A 21865-nucleotide genomic window follows, 5' to 3' on the forward strand; every position below is an offset into this window, starting at 1 on the left:
GTCCGGAAATCCTTTGTCCATCACACGTCCGAGTCTCCCTTTGCCCCCAGTTCCCCCTCTGCAGGTGCCGCCGTCGGCACCGCGCCTGCCGGTGCGACAGGTGATTTGCCCACCTTGTCGCCCTTGCCGCCGACATATTCGTCCGCCTCGACCAGCGGGACCGACGGCTGGCAATCCCCTTCGGAGACGCCCGTCACCGTCTGCACCAGATCGAGGACCGCTTCCTCGATGGCCATGCGCACGGCGAGTTGCAGCGGCTCCTGATTCTTGGCACCGGCGTTCACATCCCACAGGTCGCTGTCGAAGAAGCGGAACACGCTCGCCTCTACTTCGTAGCCGCTGACCTGCTTCTGGATCGAAACGGTGTCGTAGACCTTCAGCGTCTGGGTGCCCACGATCCGCAGATCGATGCCCACGTTCATGGTGAAGATACGACCCTTGCCGCCGACCTGATCGACGAACAGCTCGGCACCGCCGGACTGGATATTGTAGTTCACCTCGGTGATGCCGCCGACGATGTAGTAGTCGGATTGCAGCACGCTGCCGCCGTAATACGGCTTCCACGGCACCCGCTCGGAGTTGCCGCCCTGCGCGTCCGGTGCCTCGTGCATCCGCCCGTCGCCGAGCTGCCGCTTGCTGAGATAGTTGAGCTCGGCATCCGCGACCGAGGTGTCGAAGCGCTCGTAGATGGTCAGGCCCGGCGTCATGTTGCCGAGCGCCGTATAGGCCATGAGCGCACCGCCCTGCGTGATCAGGAGCCCCTCGAGATCGGAGGCCTTGCCGGTGTAGTCACGAATGTTGCCCACCGCGATGGACGTGTTGCCATCGCCGTGCGCGTAGAGCCGGTCGCCGTAGCATTCCAGCTTGGCTGTCAGCGGCGTCCGGTTTCGCGTCGGCTCGCTCGACAACACGACGGGAACGTCCCCTTCGTTGATCACTTCGCGCCGCATCTCAGGCGGAATGGCACAGGCCGTCGCGAGGAACGGCACCATAAGCAAAGCCGCCTTGAATTTAATATACATGAAAGCTCTCCGCCCCGTTCGACTTCAAGATTAATTCTGGGTTCCGTTGTCACCCGCGTTCAGCGGGCCACTGCCTGTGGCAACCTCCCCCGTGATGGTCGAGTTGTCCATGTTACACGCCGTGCTGCCATCGACACCGGCGTTCTGGTTGCCGGAGTTGTCCTGGTTGTTGGTCAGCGTCTGGTCGGTGTCACCGTTCGAGACACCGCTCACCCCGCTGTTGATATCGCTGTTGGAGACCGACGAGTCGACATTGCCGGAATTGTCCTGCGACCCGCCGACGCTCGGGTCGGCGCCGCTTGATGCGCCGTCGGAATTCGCCTGATTGTCGGCAATGTTGCCGGTGCTGTCGGCGATCACGTCAGGGTCGCTGTTGGAGACCGTGGTCGGCCCGGCCTGCTGATTGTCGGCGATGTTGCCGGTGGCGTTCGCCGCGTTGGTGCAGTTGATCTGCGTCCCGATGTTGGTCGTGTTGTCGTTGTTCGTGATAAAGTTGTTGTCGAACCCGTCGAAGAAACCGCCCTTCTGGCGCTCGATCAGATCCGCCACAAACGCCTTGTTCGCCTTGTCCGCGCTGGTATCGAACTGCCACGAGCGGTTCTCGCCGAGTCCGTTCGCGAAAACTCCGCCGGTCGATGCGGTCAATGCCACCACGATCACCGCGAACCTCACTGCTGCTGAATTGCCCACAATCCGCTCCTGTTCTCTCGCCACTGGAAATCTCCCGGAATCCGTCCGGCTCTGAAGACTTCTTTTCAACTCTTCAATGTTACGTGAGGACCGTACAGTCAACAGAAATGTTGCGGAAGACCCGGTTTTCATTCGATTCGTTGCGCTGAGGCAGCAGTCAAGACGGTTCTTCCAATGCAGGCCGGCAACCCCGGCGCCGCCATCCGGCACCCCGCGACCGGCCCTGCCCCGCCGTCTGAAACCGGGTTCCCGGAATTCGGGAGGCGCCCCGCGGAGGGCCTTGCCAACCGGCACCGCAAGGTCGACATAGCAACCATGAAGACCGTCTTGAAGAAGTTTTTCAACCGGCGCGACCCGGCCCCGGACCGGTTGGGCGTGCGGGAGGAACCGCTGCGGCCGGAGCGGTCGTTTGTTGCAATCGGCGACGTGCATGGCCGCGCCGACCTGTTGCGCGAGATCGACGGGCTGGTCTCCGCAAGCTGCGCGGAATGGCCGGTGGTGTTCCTCGGCGATTACGTGGACCGTGGCGAGGAGAGCCGCGAGGTGCTGGAGCTGCTGATGTCGGTGCCGTCCGACCGCGAGCCGCCGGTGACCTGCCTGATGGGCAATCACGAACGCATGCTGCTGGATTTCCTCGACCGCCCCGAACAGGCCGGGCCGCGATGGCTGCGCAACGGCGGGCTGCAGACGCTGGCCGGTTTCGGCATCGCGCCGCCCATGCGGGAACGCCCTGGCGGCGAGGCCCTTTGCGAGCTGCGCGAAAGGCTGTCGCAGGCCATGGGGGGGGAGATGATCGCGTGGCTGCGGGCGCGGCCCCTGACGTGGAGCAGCGGCAACGTCTGGGCGGTCCATGCCGCGGCGGACCCCGACCTGCCGATGGCGGAGCAGACCGCGGATACGCTGCTCTGGGGGCATGCCGCGTTCCACCGGCAGCCGCGCGCCGACGGTCAATGGGTGGTGCACGGGCATACCGTTGTCGCGGAGCCGCAGGCCCGCGCGGGGCGCGTCGCGGTGGATACCGGTGCCTACGCCACCGGGCGTCTGAGCGCCGCGCTGATCACGCGCGACGGGGCCGCGTTCCTGCAGACAGGGCGCGACTGATACGGGCGAAACTCGCGCATTAGGCGATTTACCCGGCTTGCTTTCTTGGCTAAGCAGTGGCCCCGAGCGCACCAGTGATCCCGGATTGTCACCATGAAAGATGCCGTCTTGCAGCCACGCGTGCCCGCACACCACACGCAGACCGCCGGGGACGATGACGAGATCGACCTCATGGAGCTTTTCCGCGCGCTGTGGCGCGGCAAATGGCTCATTGCGCTGTCGGCATTGGTGGCGCTGGTCCTCGGGGGGTATTACGCGGTCGGCGTGGCCGAGCCGCAATACCGTGCCACCGCGCAACTGACGCTGGAGGTTCGCACCGGCCAGGTGGTCGATCTCGAGAGCGTGATGACCGGCGTCTCGACCGAGCAGGCCGCGCTCAACACCGAGATCGAGATCATCACGTCGCGCCGCATCCTGGGCAAGCTGGTGGACACGCTCGACCTGGCGCAGGACCCGGAGTTCAACACCGCGCTGGAGCCGCCATCGGCGCTGGCGCGGATCAAGGGCGCGCTCGCGGGGATGCTGACCGGGGCGGACGGGGCCGGGGCCGCGGAAGGCGGATACGAAAAATCCCCGCGTGACAGGGCCATCGACGCGCTGCGCGAAAGGCTCTCGGCCTCGGTGCAGCGCGACACCTACGTGTTCAACATCAGCGCCACGACCGGGGACGCGGAGAAATCGGCGCGCATCCTCAACATGCTGGCCGATCTCTATCTTCAGGAACAGATCGCGGTGAAGTTCGAGGCGACCGAACAGGCGGTGGCGTGGCTGTCCAAGCGGGTGACCGAGCTCGAGGCCGACCTGCGCGAGAAGGAGGACACGCTCAAGGCCGCGCGGGCCGAGACCGAACTGATCAGCCCCGAGGCGCTGGAGGGTCTCAACCTCCAGGCCAAGACCCTGCGCGAGCGGCTTGAGGAGATGCGCGCGGGCGTGGAGGCGGCGCAGGCCGAGCTCGACCGGCTGACAGAGTTGCGCGCGGCGGGGAACCGTGCCGCCGCGGTCGAGGCGACGGGCGATGCCACGTTGCGGCGGTTGCTGCAATCGCTGCGCGAGGGCGAAACGGACGCGGGCGGGATGTTCGATCAGCGGCTGGAGGCGCTGGTGAGCCGCGCCGCGAGTGGCTATGACCGGCAGCTCAGCCAGGTCAACGCGCTGGCCGAATCCTACCGGACCTTGCAGGAGCGGATCGAACGGCAATCCGCCGATCTGGTACGGATCGAGCAGATGAGGCGCGAGGTCGAAACCACGCGCACCCTTTACGAGACATTCCTGACCCGTCTCAAGGAAACCACGGTGCAGCGCGGGCTTCAGCAGGCCGACAGCCGCGTACTGTCGGACGCCATCCCCGGCGAGAAGGTGGCCCCGCGCACGAGCCTCATCCTGGCGCTGTCGATGGTGCTTGGGCTGATGGCCGGGGCGGCGATCGTGCTGGTCCGGCAATTCCTGCACGACACGTTCCGCGCGGCCGCGGACATCGAGGCCGCGACCGGGCTTCCGGTGCTGGGCCAGATCCCGAAAATGCCGGTCCGGGAGCGCAAGGACCTGATCGGGTATCTGAAGGACAGGCCCACCTCGGCCCCGGCGGAGGCGATCCGCAACCTGCGCACCTCGCTCCTGCTGTCGGATATCGACCATCCGCCGCAGATCATCATGTCCACCTCGGCCCTGCCCGGCGAGGGCAAGACCACGCAGGCGGTCGCCCTCGCCCAGAACCTCGCGGGGCTCGACAAGAGTGTGCTGCTGATCGAGGGCGATATCCGGCGGCGCACCTTCGCGCAGTATTTCAGCGATGTGCCGGCGGGCGGCGTGCTGACCGCGCTGTCGGGCGAGGTGCCGCTCAACGAGGTTGTCTTTCACGACGAGCGCCTTGGCGCCGACATCCTGATGGGCGAGAAGTCGCGCGCCAACGCCGCCGACCTGTTTTCCTCGGACAAGTTCCGCGCGTTCCTCGCGCGGGCGCGCGAAGCCTATGACTTCGTCATCATCGACACGCCGCCGGTGCTCGTGGTGCCCGACGCGCGGGTCATCGGCCAGCATGCCGACGCGATCCTGTTCAGCGTGGCATGGGACAGCACGCAGCGCGGCCAGGTCCTGGCCGCCCTGCGCGAATTCGAATCGGCCAATCTTGGGATCACCGGCATCGCCCTGGCGCAGATCGATCCCAAGGGGATGCGCCGCTATGGCTATGGTGGCAAGTACGGGGCCTACGGGGCCTATGGACAGGGCTATTACGACGCCGGTTGAGATCTGCCGGGGCCGGTGAATCGACCGTTTTCACAAACAACCAAAGCGTGTATGATGTCTTTGGAACGTGTGTAACAATCCCGGGGTTTGCCATGAAAAAGATTGCAACCATCGCCGCGGCGGTCTCGATGTCCACGATGCTCGCATCGCCGGTCCTGGCGCAGGCTGATCCGGCCTCCGGCAGCGGGTCGGCGAACACAGGTGCCGCAGGCACCGGCACGGGCAGCGCAAGCGCGGGGACAGGCACCGCAGGTGCTGCGGGGTCCGGTGCGGCAGGTGCAGGCACAGCCGCAGGATTGGCCGGTGGTTTGGGCGTGGCCGGTGCGGTCGGGCTTGGCATCGCCGCGGCCGCCGCCGTGGCCGCCGCCGCGAGTGGCGGCAGCAGCAGTTCGACCACGACGACCAACTAAGGCGGGCCTGCCAGAAGCCCGCCGCCGGGCGGGCCGGCGCGCGGTGTTGCTCAGTAGCGGTAATGTTCGGGCTTGAACGGCCCCTCCGGTGTCACCCCGATATACTCCGCCTGATCGGGGCGCAGTTCGGTCAGCTTGACGCCGATGCGGTCGAGATGCAGGCGCGCGACCTTTTCATCGAGATGCTTGGGAAGGACATAGACCTCATTGCCGTAGTTCTCGCCCCTGACCCAGAGTTCGATCTGCGCCAGCACCTGGTTGGTGAAGCTGGCCGACATCACGAAGCTGGGGTGCCCGGTGGCGTTGCCGAGGTTCAGCAGGCGCCCCTCGCTGAGCAGGATGATGCGGTTGCCCGAGGGCATCTCGATCATGTCCACCTGATCCTTGATGTTGGTCCATTTGTGGTTCTTCAGGTTGGCGACTTGGATCTCGTTGTCGAAATGGCCGATATTGCCGACGATCGCCATGTCCTTCATCGCGCGCATATGCTCGATGCGGATCACGTCCTTGTTGCCGGTGGTGGTGATGAAGATGTCGGCGCTCTCGACCACATCCTCGAGCGTCACCACCTCGAAGCCGTCCATCGCCGCCTGAAGCGCGCAGATCGGATCGACCTCGGTCACCTTGACGCGCGCACCGGCGCCGCGCAATGACGCCGCAGAGCCCTTGCCCACGTCGCCATAGCCCATCACGACGGCGACCTTGCCCGCCATCATCGTGTCGGTGGCGCGGCGGATGCCGTCGACGAGGCTTTCCTTGCAGCCGTACTTGTTGTCGAATTTCGACTTGGTCACGCTGTCGTTGACGTTGATCGCCGGGAACGGCAGGTGGCCCTTTTCCATCATCTTGTAGAGCCGGTGCACGCCGGTGGTGGTTTCCTCGCTGACACCCTTGATCATGTGACGCTGTTTCACGAACCAGCCGGGGCTTTGGGCCATGCGTTTGCGGATCTGGGCAAAGAGCGCCACTTCCTCATCCGAGGTGGGCGTCTCGATCAGGTCGGTCTCGCCCTCCTCGACGCGGGCCCCCATCAGGATGTAGAGCGTGGCGTCACCGCCATCGTCGAGGATCATGTTTGCGCCGCCCTCGGGAAACTGAAAGATCCGGTCGCAGTAGTCCCAGTATTCCTCCAGCGTCTCGCCCTTGATGGCAAAGACCGGCGTGCCGCCCTCGGCGATGACCGCCGCGGCGTGATCCTGGGTGGAGAAGATGTTGCAGGACGCCCAGCGCACATCGGCGCCCAGTTCGGCCAGCGTCTCGATCAGCACGGCGGTCTGGACGGTCATGTGCAGGCTGCCCGCGATGCGTGCGCCCTTGAGCGGCCTGGCCTCGCCATACTCGGCGCGGAGCGCCATCAGGCCGGGCATCTCGGTTTCGGCGATATCGAGTTCCTTGCGGCCATAACCCGCGAGCGAGATGTCCTTGACGATGTAATCCTGTGCCATGTGGAGGCGGCTCCTTGCGAGAGAATTTTGCAAGGCAGATAGCACCCGGCCCCCACATGGGCAACGTGCGATTACCCGGCCACACCCTCGGCGTTGGCAATGGTGGCTCCGGTCCAGTGCCGGCCGGTCGCCACGACACAGCCCACGCCATTGGGCCGGGTGATGAAGACGGTAAAGCTGCCGGCCTCCGGCGAGGCCCAGACCTCGATCATCTGCTGCGGGCTCTGCAATCCGCCTCCGGCGAGGCTCTCCTTGTAGCGGGATTCGAGCCGCTCGACGAGCGCGTCGCGCGGCAGGCAGGCCACGCCCTGCGCCTGCGCCGCAAGCGGCGGGGCGAGGGCCGCGGCACCGAAGATGAGCGCAGTGGAGCAAAGACGTTTGAACATGGTATCCTCCATTGATGCGGGGCGGGACGCAGGGGGCGCGCCGCCTCTGCCCTGAATCCGGGGATGGCAGCGGGGTCCGGCACTAAAATTCGGCGCACAACCGCGCGAGGCCGGCGTGTGCCTCTGGTGCCGCACGCGCGCAGGCGCTACCTCGGGTGAATGACACGCCACCTGACCTTTTCCGGCCCCATCGCGCGGCTGCAATACATGCTCCTGATGACGCTGTTTCGCGTCGCGGTGACGCGCGGTCTCTATGGCCGCTTTGCGCGGGGGCTGGGGCGGCTGTTTCCGTCCGGCACCGCGGTCTGGCTGCACGAGGACGGCGCGCCGCCCTATCGCATTGCGCTCGACGACGGGTACTGGACGCGGTTCGCGCTGTGGCGCGCGCCTTATGAGCCGGAGGTTGCCGCCGTGCTGCGCGCCGCCACCGGGGCGACGCCGCTCTTTTGCGATCTCGGGGCCAACAAGGGATACTGGACCACCCGCGCCGCGCCGCTCATTGACCGGGTGATCGCGGTGGAGGCGTCGGCGGAGACCTTCGCCGCATTGCACGCCAATGCCGGGCATCTGGCCAATGTCACCCTGCACCGCGCCGCGATCCACGCGCGCACCGGTGAGGCGCTCGGTTTCGTCAACACGCATCTCAGCCACGCCTCCGCGCGGCTGGCGGGCGACGCGCCGTTGCGCGCGCAGGACCGCACCGAGACCGTGACCACGCTGGCCATTGACGACCTTGTGCCCGCGGGCCCCCCGGCACTCGTCAAGCTGGATGTCGAAGGGGCCGAGATCGCGGCGATGCGCGGCGGGGCCCGCGCGCTTGCCGACGGCGCGGTGCTGATCTACGAGGATCATGGCAATGACCCGGCCTGCACGGTCAGTGCGCATCTGCTGGCGATGCCGGAAATGCGGCTCTATTCCTGCGAAAACGGGCTGCAGCCGATGCCCGATGTGGCCACCATCCGCGCCCTCAAGCGCGATCCCTGCAAGGGCTACAATTTCGTCGCCGCGCGGGCCGACTCGCCGCTTCTGAGCGCAATCGCCACACGCTTTGCAAATCACCCGAGCTCCGGCTAATCAGGGCCGGTCACGAGACCGGAGACCCAATGCCCACACCCCGCGCCTGGCAAAAGATGCTCTCGGGTCGCCGGCTCGACCTGCTCGACCCGACCCCCGTCGATGTCGAGATCGAGGATATCGCCCACGGTCTCAGCTTCGTCGCGCGCTGGAACGGGCAGACGGAGGGGGATTTTCCCTATTCGGTGGCCGAGCATTCCTTGCTGGTCGAACGGCTTCATGCCCGCCTGAGCCCGCGTGCCCCCGCGAAATGGCGGCTCGCGGCGCTGTTGCACGATGCGCCCGAATACGTGATCGGCGACATGATCTCACCGGTGAAGACCGCGGTCGGGCCGGGCTATGACGAGCTCGACAAGCGGCTCGCGGCGGCGGTGCATATCCGCTTTGGTCTGCCCGCCACCCTGCCCGCGCAGGTCAAGCGCCAGATCAAGCGCGCCGACCGGATCAGCGCCTGGATGGAGGCCACGCAGATCGCGGGCTTTACGGTCCCCGAGGCCGACCGCTTCTTCGGCAAGCCCGACGCGACGGTGATGGAGGGCCTGACCCTGACCCTGCGCCCGCCGGTCGAGACGCGCGCGGCCTATCTCGCGCGGCACGCGGCGCTGATGGCGGAATTGGATTAGATCCACCCCCCCCGCGACATCAGGCCCAGCGCCTCGAGCTGTCGCCAGCCAGTGAGCCGGGTGGAGCGCGGGCACCACAGGTCCGGGTCGGCGGTGAGCGCGTCGTAGTAGCCGTCATAGAGCGCGCTGTTGGCGAAATGCTCCTGCCGGTGCTTTTCCTCGGCCGCGTGGGTCACCGCCGTGGCGAGGAATTTCGAGTGCAGCAGCACGCCGGAGGTAAGCTCGCCCCCGTCGGTGGCATAGACATGGTTGAGACACCGGGGCAGCAGGCTGTGGGTGGAACTGACATAGGCATAGCGCCAGTGCCATTTCACCAGCGGCACCTTGCCCATCGTGGGCGCGCGGCGCGGCTCGGAGGCGAAGAACAGGCGCGCGCGCGGCCCGCCCTGAATCCAGAGGTTCTGCAAGTCGCGCTTGCGGCGCATCGCGTAATTGCCCGCGTCGAACCAGCATAGCGCCCTGAAGGGGTCCTCTCCCTGCGTGCAGGGCTGATCCGAGAGCCGCCCCCCGGGATACATGTCGAGCATCAGCGCGCCCATCGAGGCGCGGCCCTGCCGCTCCAGCCAGTCGCAGAGCGCGGCCAGTGGCCGCGTCTCGTGATAGGGATAGACGAGGCATTCGTCGGCATCGAGCGTCAGGCACCAGTGCCCGTGGCCGTGCCGCATCATCAGCCATGTCAGCCAGTCCATGCCGAAGCGCGACCGCTTGTAGCTGTGGCCGGTGGTCCAGAGCGACACGTCGCCTTGCGCGGCGAGATGGTCGCGCGTGCCATCGTCGCTGTTATTGTCGACGATCATGAAGTGACCGACACCCAGACGCCGGTGGTGGGCGAGGAAATGCCCGATCCGCGCCGCCTCGTTGCGCATGGTGGCAAAGCACAGGATGTCGCCCGCGCCGATGGCCGCGGTTCTGTCGGCGAGGGTGCGCAACTGCCGCCGCCTGGCCACGGCCCGCGCCAGCAGCCTGCGCCGCCGCAGGCGCAGCCGGTAGGCGAGGATAAGATCGCTCATGCTCGCGCGCACGGCCTGCCGCCCTTCGTGCACGGACGCAGCGCCGGGGACGCCCTATTGTGCGGCCTTGTCGGCGTGCACCGTGTCGGAAATGTAATTCCACAGATCGTCGCGCAGGTCGTCGCGCGCCAGCGCGAAGGCCACCGTCGCCTGCAGGAACCCGGCCTTGGACCCGCAATCGAAGCGCTGACCGCGGAAGCGGAAGCCATAGACATCCTCGCCATCCTCGCGCGCCGCGTCGATCGCGTCGGTAAGCTGGATTTCGCCGCCCGCGCCGGTCTGTTTCCTGTTGAGTTTCTGAAGCACCGTCGGTGTGAGGATATAGCGCCCGATCACCGCGAGGTTGGACGGGGCCGTGCCTGCCTCGGGCTTTTCCACCATGCCCTTGGTCGAGACGATGCTGCCCATGTCCTCGCGCACGTCGAGGATACCGTAGGCATTGGTCCGCTCGTCGGGCACCTCCATCGCGGCGACCATGTTGCCGCCGGTCTCCTCGAACGCCTCGACCATCTGTTGCAGGCAGGGCTTTTCCGCAGCGATCACGTCATCGGGCAGGATCACGGCAAACGGCTCGTTGGCGATGAAGCGGCGCGCGCACCACACCGCGTGGCCAAGGCCCAGCGGCTTGTGCTGTCGCATGTAGGCGATCTCGCCCGAGTCCATGTTGGTGGACTTGAGGATGTCGAGAAGCTCTTCCTTGCCCTTCTTGCGCAGCTCCTGCTCGAGCTGCGGGGCACAGTCGAAATAATCCTCGAGTGCGTTCTTGCCGCGCGAGGTGATGAAGATGAATTCCTTGATCCCGGCGGCACGCGCCTCATCGATAGCGTATTGCACCAGCGGCCGATCGACCAGCGTCATGATTTCCTTGGGCACCGATTTCGTCGCCGGAAGAAACCGTGTCCCGAGCCCGGCCACCGGAAAGATCGCCTTGGTCACTCGTTTACGCATGAACTGCTCCCACTCGAATTTTTGCGCCACAATACATAACTGCGCGCATATTTGCATCAGGTTAAGGAGAAACTGTGGGTATTTCTTGTCACCTGATGCGACATGGCTCTGCCAGCGGCATGTGGCGGTTGACATCCTTGTAGAGGAGATAGCGGAACGGCCCCGGCCCGGCGGCATAACAGGCCTGCGGACAGAAGGCGCGCAGCCGGATGTAATCGCCCGCCTCCACCTCGACCCAATCGCGGTTGAGCCGGTAGACCGCCTTGCCCTCGAGGATGTAGATGCCGTGCTCCATCACATGCGTTTCCTCGAAGGGGATCACACCGCCGGGCTGAAAGGTGACGATGTTGACGTGCATGTCGTGGCGCAGATCGGCGGGGTCGGTGAACCGGGTGGTCGCCCAGACGCCATTGGTGTCGGGCATCGGGTCGGGTGGGATATCGCGCTCGTTGCACACAAGGGGCGGCGGCGGGTCCAGCCCCTCGACCGCGACGTAGCGCTTGCGGAACCAGTGAAAGCGCAGCGGCACTTCGCCCGCGTTGCGCAGACGCCATTCGGTATCGGGCGGGATATGGGCGTAGCCGCCCGGCCCGAGATCATGCGCCTTGCCGCCGATATCGAGCCGCATCGCACCATCCAGCACGAAAAGCGCCGCCTGCGTGCCCGCCCCGGTCTCGGGGCGGTCGCTGCCGCCGCCGGGGGCGATTTCGGCGATATATTGCGAGAAGGTCTCGGCAAAGCCCGACATCGGCCGCGCCAGCACCCAGAACCGCGCGCCCTCCCAGAATGGCAGCAGGCTCGTGACGATATCGCTGAGGCAGCCGCCTGGGATCACGGCATAAGCCTCGGTGAACACCGCGCGCCCGGTCATCAGCCGGGTCTGCGGCGGCAGCCCGCCCCCGGGCGCGTGATAGGTCCGGTCGGTCATGGCGTGGCCTCTCCCCCGCTTGGCCCGGCGCGTCGCGGCGCTCAGGCGATATCCATCTCCTGCATCATCGCCTCGAGGCGCGGCACGTCCTCGGGGTTGTTGAGCTCCCAGAACTGCCGCCCGCGCGCCTCCACCTCGACGCAGAGCATGGCGCGTCCGTTTTCGAGAAAGCGCAACTGTTCCAGCCCCTCCAGCCCCTCGAGCGGCCCCGGCGCCCAACCCGGATAGGCCGCAAGTGCCGCTGCACGATAGGCATAGACCCCGACATGGTGAAACACCGGCGTGGCATCGGTATCGTCGTAGCGCGCGGGCGTGAAGGGGATCACCTCCTTGGAGAAATAGAGCGCGTGGCGGGAGCGATCGAACACGGCGGTGGTGCCGCCGACGCGGCCCCCGGCGCGGTCCTGAAGGAAGCCGTTCAACGCGCGCCCGTCGCAGCGCAGCACCGGCGTCGCGGCCTCCGCGCCGTCATCGGCGCGCAGCCCGGCCACGAGGTCCGACACGAACCACGGCGGGGTAAGCGGCGCATCACCCTGAAGGTTGACGACAATCTCGTATCCACCGCCCAGCGCGGCATGGGCCGCAGCGCAGCGCTCGGTGCCGTTGGCGCAGGTCTCTGGTGTCATGACCACCTCTGCGCCGACCCCCTCGGCCGCGTCGCGGATGCGCGCGTCATCGGTGGCCACGACCACCCGGTCCACCCCCGGCACGGCGCGCGCCGCCTGCCAGGAGCGTTCGATCAGCGTCCGCGACTCGCCGGTGGCCCCGCGCAGCGGCACCAGCGGCTTGCCGGGATAGCGCGTCGAGGCGTAGCGCGCGGGGATGACGACGAGGGTGCTCATTCCGGCCCCGCCACCAGATCGACGCCCGGCGCGCAGGCGATGAAGAACGGGTTCTCGAAACCGGGCTTGCCATAGGCGAGCGGCGTCAGGTCGTCAAACCGCAGCACGCGCCCCCCGGCGCCTGCCAGCACGGCGTGGCCGGCGGCGGTGTCCCATTCCATGGTGCGGCCAAGCCGCGGGTAGAGATCGGCCTCGCCGCTCGCCACGAGACAGAACTTGAGCGACGACCCCGCGCTCGTCATGTCGCGCACATTGTAGCGCGAGATATAATCGTCGGTGGCCTGATCGCGATGCGACTTGGACGCCACCACCATCAGCGCGGCATTGTCTGGCTGCGAAACGCGCAGCGGGGTCTGTGCGCCGGGCGTGTCGGGATCGAACGGCCCCGCCTCCTCGACCGCGCGGCCATCGGGCAGGGTATAGAACATGCGGCCCCGCGCGGGCGCATAGACGATGCCACGCACCGGCATGCAATCCTCGACCCAGGCGATATTGACAGTGAAATCGCCCCGCCGGTTGATGAATTCCCTGGTCCCGTCCAGCGGATCGACAATGAGAAAACTGGTCACGCTCTGCCCGTGCGAGGCGGCCTGTTCCTCGGTCACGAGCGCCACATCGGGAAACGCCGCGCGCAGCCCCGCCGAGATCAGCGCATCCGCCGCCTCGTCGGCCTCGGTGACGGGGCTCGCATCCGATTTCACCTTTACCTCGAAATCCGGGCCCTCGTAGATCTCCATGATCCGCGCGCCCGCGGCAATCGCCAGCCGACGCATTTCCGCGATCAAACGTTCCTGCTCCAAATCGTCGTTCCCCTGCCTGATTTGCGCCACTTTAAGGCACTAGTGGATGGATCAATCGACACCCCTTATGCTAGCTTCGCCGCGGATCGGCAAGGAGCCGGGCGCAGGCGCGCCGGGAACGAGGCAACAGCGCATGTTCAAGACCGTTCGTCCTTCGTCTCCGCTGCGTTCGGCAATCGTGATCCTCGAGTTGATCTACCACAACACCGTGCGCAGCATCCGCGCGCAGCACGGCAACGCGGTGGTGGCGCTCGGGCTCAACATCCTGACGGTCATCATCATGGTGATGGCCTTCTACCTGTTCTTCAGCGTGCTCGGGATCAAATCGGTCAAGCTGCGCGGCGATTTCCTGCTGTTCATGATGTCGGGAATCTTTCTCTACATCACGCATATCAAGGCGGTCGGCGCGGTCGTGGCCTCGGAGGGGCCCGCATCGCCGATGATGCAGCACGCGCCGATGAACACCGCGATCAGCATAACCTCGGCGGCGCTCGGGGCGCTCTATATCCAGACGCTGTCGCTGTTCATCGTGCTGTTCGTCTACCATGTCGGCTTCAAGCCGATCACCATCTACCAGCCGGCCTATGCCTATGGCATGGTTCTTCTGGCGTGGTTCACCGGCGTCGGTGCCGGGCTCGTGCTGCTCGCGCTCAAGCCGTGGTTTCCGACCTTCGTCAGCCTCTTTACCACGATCTACCAGCGCGCGAACATGATCGCCTCGGGCAAGATGTTCGTGGTCAACATGCTGCCGCCCACCATGTACAACATGTTCGCGTGGAACCCGCTGTTTCACAATATCGACCAGGCGCGCGGGTTTGTGTTCATCAATTACTTCCCGCACAAGACATCGCTGATGTACCCGATCTATGTCGGCATCTGCCTCGTCGTGCTCGGGCTGATCGGCGAATTCTACACGCGACGTCACGCCTCGCTGTCGTGGAGCGCGCGGCGCTGAGGCGTGCGCTCAGGTGACCACGCGCATGGTCAGGTTGATGCGCCCGGCGCGGCGCAGCACATGCGACGATCCCGGGCGGAGCCGGTCAACCCCGTGATAGGCCAGCCGCGCCGCGCCGCCCAGCACGATCACGTCGCCCGATTGCAGCCAGACCGATTCGGTCTTGCCGCCGCGCGTGGTGTTGCCGACGCGAAACAGCGCCTCGTCACCGAGCGAGACCGACACCACGGGCCAGTCGAAATCCGCCTCGTCACGGTCCTGATGCATGCCCATGCGCGCCTCCGGCTCGTAGAAATTCACCAGGCAGCAATCGGGATCGCGCCCGCCCTCCACCAGCGCCCGCCACACGCCGAGCGCGGTGTCCGGCAGCGGTGGCCAGGCCATGCCGCCGGGGTGGCGCGGCTCGTAGCGATAGCCCTTGCGGTCGGTGATCCAGCCCAGCCGCCCGGCCGAGGTCATGCGCACGCTCATCGCCTTGCCCGAGGGCGTGACCGGACGGAACAGCGGCGCCGCGGCGACCACCGCGCGCACCTCGTCGGCGAGCCGCGCCTGTGCCCGCGGATCGAGCCAGCCTCGGTAGAGCGCGGCACCGCGCAGGGTGAGGGTCGGGTCGGTCATTCCGCTGTCCGGCATCGCACGCAACCCGCCCCTGTGGCAATCGGGTCGAATTGACCGGACTGCGCGGGGCGGAATGCTTGCAGGGGTGATCCACCCTCCCTATATAGCGCTCGAAACGGGAGGCGGCAGGTGTCGCTTCCCGTGTCGTAAAAACCGGGGGCCGGATGCCGCAACGGGTCTGGTCTCCGCCACATCGCCTAAAGCAGAAGGGATCGAAAACATGTCCAAAGTGATCGGTATCGACCTCGGGACCACCAATAGCTGCGTCGCCATCATGGATGGCAGCCAGGCGCGCGTGATCGAGAACTCCGAAGGGACGCGCACCACCCCCTCCATCGTCGCCTTTACCGAGAGCGAGCGGCTCGTCGGCCAGCCCGCCAAGCGGCAGGCCGTGACCAACCCGGAAAACACGATCTTCGGCGTCAAGCGCCTGATCGGACGCCGGGTGAACGACCCGGATCTCGCCAAGGACAAGAAGAACATGCCGTTCTCCGTGATCGACGGCGGCAACGGCGACGCATGGGTCGAGGCGCGCGGCGAAAATTATTCGCCGTCGCAGATTTCCGCCTTCATCCTCGGCAAGATGAAGGAAACCGCCGAGAGCTATCTCGGCGAGGAGGTGACGCAGGCCGTCATCACCGTGCCGGCCTATTTCAACGACGCCCAGCGCCAGGCCACCAAGGATGCCGGCAAGATCGCCGGTCTCGAAGTGCTGCGTATCATCAACGAGCCGACCGCGGCCGCGCTCGCCTATGGGCTCGACAAGGAAAACACACACACGATCGCGGTCTATGACCTCGGCGGCGGCACGTTCGACGTGACCATCCTCGAGATCGACGATGGCCTCTTCGAGGTAAAATCCACCAACGGGGACACGTTCCTCGGCGGCGAGGATTTCGACATGCGCATCGTCAACTACCTCGCCGGGGAATTCCAGAAGGAGCACGGCGTTGACCTGACGCAGGACAAGATGGCGCTCCAGCGCCTCAAGGAGGCCGCCGAGAAAGCCAAGATCGAGCTGTCGAGCTCGAGCCAGACCGAGATCAACCAGCCGTTCATCTCGATGGGCTCCAACGGCCAGCCGCTGCACATGGTGGTCAAACTGACCCGCGCCAAGCTCGAAAGCCTCGTGAGCGATCTGATCACTGCGTCGATCAAGCCGTGCAAGGCCGCGCTCAAGGATGCCGGCATCTCGGCGTCGGAGGTGGACGAGGTGGTGCTCGTCGGCGGCATGACGCGGATGCCCAAGGTCATGGAGGAAGTGACCAAGTTCTTTGGCAAGGAGCCGCACAAGGGCGTCAACCCCGACGAGGTGGTGGCGATGGGTGCCGCCATCCAGGCGGGCGTGTTGCAAGGCGACGTCAAGGACGTGGTGCTGCTCGACGTGACACCGCTCAGCCTCGGGATCGAGACATTGGGCGGCGTGTTCACGCGCCTGATCGACCGCAACACCACGATCCCGACCAACAAGTCGCAAATCTTTTCCACCGCCGAGGACAACCAGAGCGCCGTGACGATCCGCGTTTTCCAGGGTGAGCGCGAGATGGCTGCCGACAACAAGATGCTTGGCCAGTTCAACCTCGAGAACATCCCGCCGGCACCGCGCGGCATGCCGCAGATCGAGGTGACCTTTGACATTGACGCCAACGGCATCGTCAATGTCAGTGCCAAGGACAAGGGCACCAACAAGGAGCAGAAGATCACCATCCAGGCGTCCGGCGGCCTGAGCGACGAGGACATCGAGCGCATGGTCAAGGAGGCCGAGGAGAACGCCGAGGCCGACAAGGCCCGCCGCGAACTCGTCGAGGCCCGCAACCAGGCCGAGAGCCTCGTCAACGCGACCGAGAAATCCCTCGAGGAGCACGGCGACAAGGTCGACCCGACCACCGTCGAGGCGATCGAGCTTGCGATCTCCGCGCTCAAGGAAGACCTCGGCAAGGAGGACGTGACGGCCGACAAGATCAAGTCGGGCATCCAGAACGTCACCGAGGCCTCGATGAAGCTTGGCGAAGCCATCTACAAGGCCAGCCAGGACGAGGCCGATGACGAGGTCAAGTCCGCCGATGACGGGCCCGGCGAGGACGACATCGTCGATGCCGATTTCGAGGACATCGACGACGACAAGCGCCGCTGAGGCGACACGCCTTGCGCCGGGGCCCGCGCGGCCCCGGCCCGCGCTTGAAGGAGATCCCAGATGGCCAAACGCGACTATTACGAGGTGCTCGGCCTGTCCAAGGGGGCCTCGGCGGACGAGATCAAGAAGGCTTATCGCCAGAAGGCGAAGGAGCTGCACCCGGACCGCAACAAGGACAACGCAGACGCCGAACGCCAGTTCAAGGAAGCCGGCGAAGCCTATGACGTCCTCAAGGACCCCGAAAAAAAGGCCGCCTATGACCGGTTCGGCCATGCCGCCTTCGAGGGGGGCATGGGCGGTGGCGGCGGGCCGCGGCCCGGCGGCGGATTCGGCGGCGCGCCGGGGCAGGGCGATTTTGCCTCTGCCTTCTCGGACGTGTTCGACGACCTGTTCGGCGATTTCATGGGCGGCGGGCGCGGCGGCGGGCGGCAGCGCGCAGCGCGCGGTGCGGACCTGCGCTACAACATGCGCGTGACGCTCGAAGAGGCCTATGCCGGGCTACAGAAGACCATCAAGGTCACCAGCGCCGCGACATGCGAGGCCTGCGATGGCTCCGGTGCCGAGGGCGGCGCACAGCCGAGCACCTGCCCGACCTGTTCGGGCATGGGCAAGGTGCGTGCCCAACAGGGCTTCTTCACGGTCGAGCGCACCTGCCCCACCTGCGGCGGGCTTGGTCAGATCGTCAAGAACCCGTGCAAGGAATGCCAGGGCCAGGGGCGTGTGCCCAAGGAACGCGCGCTCAGCGTCAACATCCCCGCCGGCGTCGAGACCGGCACGCGCATCCGCCTGTCCGGCGAGGGCGAGGCCGGGATGCGCGGCGGTCCGGCGGGCGATCTCTACATCTTCATCGAGGTGGCCCCGCACGAGATATTCGAGCGCGAGGAGAACAATCTCTACTGCCGGGTGCCGGTCTCGATGACGCGCGCCGCGCTTGGCGGTGACATCGAGGTGCCGACGATCGACGGCGGCCGCAGCCGCGTCAAGATCCCCGGCGGATCGCAATCCGGTCGCCAGATGCGCCTGCGCGGCAAGGGGATGCCGGGGCTGCGCGGCGGTGGCCATGGCGACATGTTCATCGAGCTCGCGGTTGAAACACCGGTGAACCTGACCAGCCGTCAAAAGGAAGTGCTGCGCGAGTTCGAGGCGATGAGCGAGGACAATAATCCCGAAAGCAAGAGCTTCCTGTCTTCGGTCAAGGATTTCTGGGACTCGATGAAAAGCTGACGGGTTCCGTCAGTCGTTAACTCGGTGGTAAGGCGGGCGCGCGATGATGTGGGGCATGCATACCCCGCCCGCCTTTTCCGATGCCTGCCTGCCGCTCTTCGCGGGTGCGCCCGTCCCTGTCGCGGCGCCGGGTGCGGCCACGCAGCACCCCTCATACATCCGCGACCACCGCCGCCGCCTGCGCGAGCGGTTTCTCGCGGGTGGGGCCGCGGCGGTGCCGGACTACGAAATGCTCGAACTGGTGCTGTTCCGCGCCATCCCCCGCCGCGACGTCAAGCCGATCGCCCATGCCCTGCTGACGCGATTCGGCGATTTCGCGGGTGTGCTCTCGGCCCCGTCGGAACAGCTTGGCGAGATCGACGGGATCGGCCCTGCCGTCATCGCCGAGTTGCGGATCGTCGAGGCCGCCGCGCATCGGCTCGCGCAGGCGCGGGTGATGGGGCGGCCGGCGATCTCGTCCTGGAGCGCCCTGATCGCGTATTGCCGCGCCAGCATGGCGCATCGCGGCACCGAGCAGTTCCGCGTGTTCTATCTCGACCGCAAGAACGTGCTCATCGCCGACGAGGAACAAGCGCGCGGCACCGTCGATCACGTTCCGGTGTATCCCCGCGAGGTGGTCAAGCGGGCGCTGCTGCTCGACGCGAGCGCGCTCATCCTCGTGCACAACCATCCCTCCGGCGATCCCACCCCCTCGCAGGCCGACATCACCATGACCTCCGAGGTGGCGCGCGCCGCCGGGGCGCTTGGCCTCGTGTTGCACGATCACGTCATCATCGGCAAATCGACTGAGTCCAGCCTGCGCGCCGAGGGCTACATCTGAGCGCTCAGCGCACCCAGACCTCGACCCGGCGGTTCACCCGTCGGCCCCAGGCAGTGTCGTCACAGGCCATCGGCATCGCCTCGCCAAAGGCATCGACGGCGATGTCGACCCGGTCGAGCCGGGCGGTCTTGGCCATCGCCACGACCGCATCGCGCACCGCCTGCGCGCGGCGCCGCGCGATATCGCGGTTGGCCGTCGCCGGCCCCTTGCTGTCCGAGAAGCCGACGAACACCAGCCGCCGGTTGTCGAAGAGCCCGAGTTGCAGCGCGTCGGCGAGCCGCTCGACATTCGAGCGCGACTGCACGTCGAGCCGCGCCGATCCGGCCTCGAAACGAAAACTCGTGGTCAGCCGACGCAACGGGGCCAGCAGCCCGACCATGCGCTTGAGTTCGTCGAGCGAGGTCTCGTCCCCGGCCATGGCGATGGCGTTGGCAAAGCGGTCGCCCTGCCGCGCGATGCCGATCTCCTCGGGGGCCTGGTCCACGAACCCGGCGCGCCGGATCACGAGCTGCGCGGACGGATCGTCGATATATGAGATGAAATCACGGATCAGCCTGGGGAACCGGCGGGCGGGAAGATAGAGAAGCAGCGGTGCCGTCAGCGGGTAATCCTCGGTCTTGACCGTCCGCCGGTCCGCCCGCAGCGCAAAGCCGCACGGGCCGGTCAGCGGCAGCTCCCACGCCTCGCCCTGCTCCGAGCGCGGCGTGAGACCGAAGGCGAACGGATTGTCCGCGACCGCCCGGGCCAGCGCCGCGCCGTCACGATGCGGCGTGACCGCCTCGCGCAGGTCGCGGCCGTCGGGCAGCATGGCCTGGTCGGCGGTGGCCTGCCCGATCCCGGTCTCGGACGCCCAGAGATGAAGGTCGATGGGGGCATCCGGGCCGCCGAGGGCCGACCAATTGGCAATCTCGCCCTTCAGGGTGCGCGACAGGTCGCGCAGGCTCAGGCTCTGAACCGGATTTGCGGGGGCCACCACCGGCACCAGCGCATCGAGCGCCAGCACCCGCATCCGCGCCGGTTTCGTCAGGTCGCCCAGCCCCGCCTCGCGGGCGCGGGCCAGCTCCTCCGGCCGCGCCTCTCGGAGGCTCATCGCGATATCGGCCTCGCCCGCGACAAGATCGGCGAGGCCCTCGTCCGAGGTGGTCAGCCGGAACCGGAAATCGGCCAGAAGCGTCTCGCCGTCGCCGCGCGCGTGCAGCGTCAGGCGCAGATCGTCGCCGGTGCTGTCGTGACGCCGGAGGACATAGCCATCGCGAATGGCAAAGGCCTCGAGCAGCGAAGGCAACAGGACCCGCCCGATGATCGGCGCGCCGGAGAAAACCGCGCGGGCGACGAAAGCCTCGAGATCGGGACAGCCCGGCCCCTCGCAGGTCACCCCCGAGCCATCGACCGTCAGCTCGCCATAAATCGTATCGACCCGATAGAATTCGCCGTCGAAGCCGAGGAGATCGCCCTCGATCCCGACCGCGCCGTCATGCGATCGCAGGAAAACGTCCTGCGCCGCGAGCGGCCCCGCGCAAAGTGTCACGAAGAGCGCGGCGAGGCTGGCCGCACGCAGTCCCGCCATGATCCGATCCCTGAAAGCGTCGCGTCATTTTTGCGCGATATTCAGGTCATTGAACAGATTTTTCAACATCAGATACTCGCCCAGCGCATCGCAACCGGGCATTGGCAGTACGAGGTCACGCACCCGGAGCGCGGCGCCGTCGCCGTCGGTCGATATGCCCTGCGCCTCGAGATCGCGGCCGCAATTGGCATCGGTTACCTCGGCCTCGAGCCGCAACGCCACCGAGCCCTCACGCGTGGCGGTGGCCGTGGGAAAGGTATAGACCTCGGCGCGCATGGCCGGTCCGGGCACGTCATCGCCGAGCCGTGTCACGAAACCCTGGCCGCGGTCCTGCTCCGCCCCGCTCCAGACATGACCGGGCAGGCCGAAATCGGCACCGTATTCGAGGGCGTGGAGCCGCAGGCTGTGCGCATCGCCGTGCCATTGCACCACGTAGCGGTCATGTGCCGCGAAATCCTCGATGGTGGCCGTGGCCAGCGCCCCCTTGCCGTTCTCGAAGGAGGCGATGAACACCGCCGATCCGGCGAGCGCGGGAATGTCGACTTGCGCGCGCCCGTCCGCGTCGGTGAGCGCCGAGACCATCATGCCGTTATGATGCAGCGTGACCCTCGAATCCGGGTGGCAGGGTGCCGAAAGATCGAGGCGCACGATGGCCGCCTCGCGCACGGAAGCCGTCATCGCGGCCTTGCAGTCGAAGGATGGCGCGCGCTCTTCGGACGGAAGATCGCCGGGCGCGGCGATGTCGCGCGCCACGGCTCGGGTCACCTGCGCACCGGGAAGGGCCGCCGGGCCCGGCATGGCGGGCAGCGCCGGGGCCGAGGTCAGTTCGATTCCCGAAATCCGCACCGGTTCCGCAATCCCTGCCGCGCGCTCCGCGCCGGGCGGCGAGGATGCCCCGGCCTGCATGAAAAACGCATAGCCGAGCGCGGCGAGGATGCTTCCCGCCGCGATGATGTAACGCCTCACATGGGCCATGATGCCCTCCTGACCTCGGACTTGTCCAAGACTGGAAGGTAGCCAATGA

At 66.6% G+C, this 21865-nt stretch carries 21 protein-coding genes; 9 read left to right on the forward strand and 12 right to left on the reverse strand.

Annotated elements, in window-relative coordinates; all coding sequences use genetic code 11:
- Window positions 1-20: 20 nt before the first annotated feature.
- Entirely contained in the window at window positions 21-1022 is a 1002-nt protein-coding gene (locus ACFFU4_RS04580) for a CsgG/HfaB family protein (protein ID WP_377067507.1), read from the reverse strand.
- Between the two features lie 30 nt (window positions 1023-1052).
- Window positions 1053-1736, reverse strand: coding sequence for a hypothetical protein (locus tag ACFFU4_RS04585; protein ID WP_377067509.1), 684 nt, complete (start codon window positions 1734-1736; stop codon window positions 1053-1055).
- Between the two features lie 291 nt (window positions 1737-2027).
- On the opposite strand from ACFFU4_RS04585, the gene ACFFU4_RS04590 reads away from it, so the two are divergent.
- From ACFFU4_RS04590 to ACFFU4_RS04600, 3 genes are all read left to right on the forward strand, one after another.
- Window positions 2028-2813, forward strand: coding sequence for a metallophosphoesterase (locus tag ACFFU4_RS04590; protein ID WP_377067511.1), 786 nt, complete (start codon window positions 2028-2030; stop codon window positions 2811-2813).
- A 93-nt stretch (window positions 2814-2906) separates the two neighbouring features.
- A complete protein-coding gene (locus ACFFU4_RS04595; protein WP_377067513.1) occupies window positions 2907-5057 on the forward strand; it encodes a GumC family protein in 2151 nt (716 codons plus the stop codon).
- Between the two features lie 92 nt (window positions 5058-5149).
- Window positions 5150-5467, forward strand: coding sequence for a hypothetical protein (locus tag ACFFU4_RS04600; RefSeq protein WP_377067515.1), 318 nt, complete (start codon window positions 5150-5152; stop codon window positions 5465-5467).
- Between the two features lie 50 nt (window positions 5468-5517).
- Here the strand turns inward: ACFFU4_RS04600 and ahcY are convergent, their stop codons facing one another.
- Window positions 5518-6912, reverse strand: a complete 1395-nt coding sequence (gene ahcY / locus ACFFU4_RS04605; RefSeq protein WP_377067517.1) for an adenosylhomocysteinase — start codon at window positions 6910-6912, stop codon at window positions 5518-5520.
- 71 nt (window positions 6913-6983) lie between these two features.
- The gene (locus tag ACFFU4_RS04610) at window positions 6984-7298 is read right to left on the reverse strand and encodes a hypothetical protein (RefSeq protein WP_377067519.1); all 315 of its coding nucleotides are present in this window, start codon (window positions 7296-7298) and stop codon (window positions 6984-6986) included.
- Between the two features lie 159 nt (window positions 7299-7457).
- Here ACFFU4_RS04610 and ACFFU4_RS04615 point away from each other — a divergent pair, with 159 nt between their 5' ends.
- Together ACFFU4_RS04615 and ACFFU4_RS04620 are read left to right on the forward strand one after the other, a co-directional pair.
- Window positions 7458-8372, forward strand: coding sequence for an FkbM family methyltransferase (locus ACFFU4_RS04615; protein ID WP_377067521.1), 915 nt, complete (start codon window positions 7458-7460; stop codon window positions 8370-8372).
- A 29-nt stretch (window positions 8373-8401) separates the two neighbouring features.
- On the forward strand, window positions 8402-8995 hold the full coding sequence (locus ACFFU4_RS04620) for an HD domain-containing protein (RefSeq protein ID WP_377067523.1): 594 nt from the start codon (window positions 8402-8404) through the stop codon (window positions 8993-8995).
- Here ACFFU4_RS04620 and ACFFU4_RS04625 read toward each other — a convergent pair.
- The 5 genes from ACFFU4_RS04625 to cysQ all read right to left on the reverse strand — a co-directional run bounded on the left by ACFFU4_RS04625 (window position 8992) and on the right by cysQ (window position 13523).
- A complete protein-coding gene (locus ACFFU4_RS04625; protein WP_377067525.1) occupies window positions 8992-10005 on the reverse strand; it encodes a glycosyltransferase family 2 protein in 1014 nt (337 codons plus the stop codon). The two genes, ACFFU4_RS04620 and ACFFU4_RS04625, sit on opposite strands and share 4 nt — an antisense overlap.
- A gap of 54 nt (window positions 10006-10059) precedes the next feature.
- A complete protein-coding gene (galU, locus tag ACFFU4_RS04630; protein WP_377067527.1) occupies window positions 10060-10953 on the reverse strand; it encodes a UTP--glucose-1-phosphate uridylyltransferase GalU in 894 nt (297 codons plus the stop codon).
- Window positions 10954-11041: 88 nt separating this feature from the next.
- On the reverse strand, window positions 11042-11881 hold the full coding sequence (locus tag ACFFU4_RS04635) for a bifunctional allantoicase/(S)-ureidoglycine aminohydrolase (RefSeq protein WP_377067529.1): 840 nt from the start codon (window positions 11879-11881) through the stop codon (window positions 11042-11044).
- A gap of 41 nt (window positions 11882-11922) precedes the next feature.
- Window positions 11923-12723 (reverse strand): 3-deoxy-manno-octulosonate cytidylyltransferase, encoded by an 801-nt coding sequence (locus ACFFU4_RS04640; protein ID WP_377067531.1) that lies wholly within the window; start codon window positions 12721-12723, stop codon window positions 11923-11925.
- On the reverse strand, window positions 12720-13523 hold the full coding sequence (cysQ, locus tag ACFFU4_RS04645) for a 3'(2'),5'-bisphosphate nucleotidase CysQ (protein WP_377067533.1): 804 nt from the start codon (window positions 13521-13523) through the stop codon (window positions 12720-12722). The genes ACFFU4_RS04640 and cysQ overlap by 4 nt, the downstream gene beginning before the upstream one ends.
- 133 nt (window positions 13524-13656) lie before the next feature.
- On the opposite strand from cysQ, the gene ACFFU4_RS04650 reads away from it, so the two are divergent.
- The gene (locus tag ACFFU4_RS04650; RefSeq protein WP_377067535.1) at window positions 13657-14478 is read left to right on the forward strand and encodes an ABC transporter permease; all 822 of its coding nucleotides are present in this window, start codon (window positions 13657-13659) and stop codon (window positions 14476-14478) included.
- A 9-nt stretch (window positions 14479-14487) separates the two neighbouring features.
- Here ACFFU4_RS04650 and ACFFU4_RS04655 read toward each other — a convergent pair whose 3' ends face one another.
- Entirely contained in the window at window positions 14488-15096 is a 609-nt protein-coding gene (locus tag ACFFU4_RS04655; protein WP_377067537.1) for an alpha-ketoglutarate-dependent dioxygenase AlkB family protein, read from the reverse strand.
- Between the two features lie 220 nt (window positions 15097-15316).
- On the opposite strand from ACFFU4_RS04655, the gene dnaK reads away from it, so the two are divergent.
- From dnaK to radC, 3 genes are read left to right on the forward strand one after another with little or no spacing between them, the layout of a single operon-like run.
- Window positions 15317-17230, forward strand: coding sequence for a molecular chaperone DnaK (gene dnaK / locus ACFFU4_RS04660; protein ID WP_377067539.1), 1914 nt, complete (start codon window positions 15317-15319; stop codon window positions 17228-17230).
- Window positions 17231-17290: 60 nt separating this feature from the next.
- Window positions 17291-18454: a molecular chaperone DnaJ gene (dnaJ, locus tag ACFFU4_RS04665; RefSeq protein WP_377067541.1), complete on the forward strand. Its 1164-nt coding sequence runs from the start codon at window positions 17291-17293 to the stop codon at window positions 18452-18454.
- A gap of 55 nt (window positions 18455-18509) precedes the next feature.
- The gene (gene radC / locus ACFFU4_RS04670; protein ID WP_377067543.1) at window positions 18510-19274 is read left to right on the forward strand and encodes a RadC family protein; all 765 of its coding nucleotides are present in this window, start codon (window positions 18510-18512) and stop codon (window positions 19272-19274) included.
- Window positions 19275-19278: 4 nt separating this feature from the next.
- On the opposite strand, the gene ACFFU4_RS04675 is transcribed toward radC, so the two are convergent.
- Together ACFFU4_RS04675 and ACFFU4_RS04680 are read right to left on the reverse strand one after the other, a co-directional pair.
- Window positions 19279-20841, reverse strand: coding sequence for a substrate-binding domain-containing protein (locus tag ACFFU4_RS04675; protein ID WP_377067545.1), 1563 nt, complete (start codon window positions 20839-20841; stop codon window positions 19279-19281).
- Window positions 20842-20865: 24 nt separating this feature from the next.
- Entirely contained in the window at window positions 20866-21816 is a 951-nt protein-coding gene (locus ACFFU4_RS04680; protein ID WP_377067547.1) for a hypothetical protein, read from the reverse strand.
- Window positions 21817-21865 lie beyond the last annotated feature (49 nt).

This window comes from Roseovarius ramblicola, from assembly GCF_042430665.1.
Taxonomy (GTDB): domain Bacteria; phylum Pseudomonadota; class Alphaproteobacteria; order Rhodobacterales; family Rhodobacteraceae; genus Roseovarius; species Roseovarius ramblicola.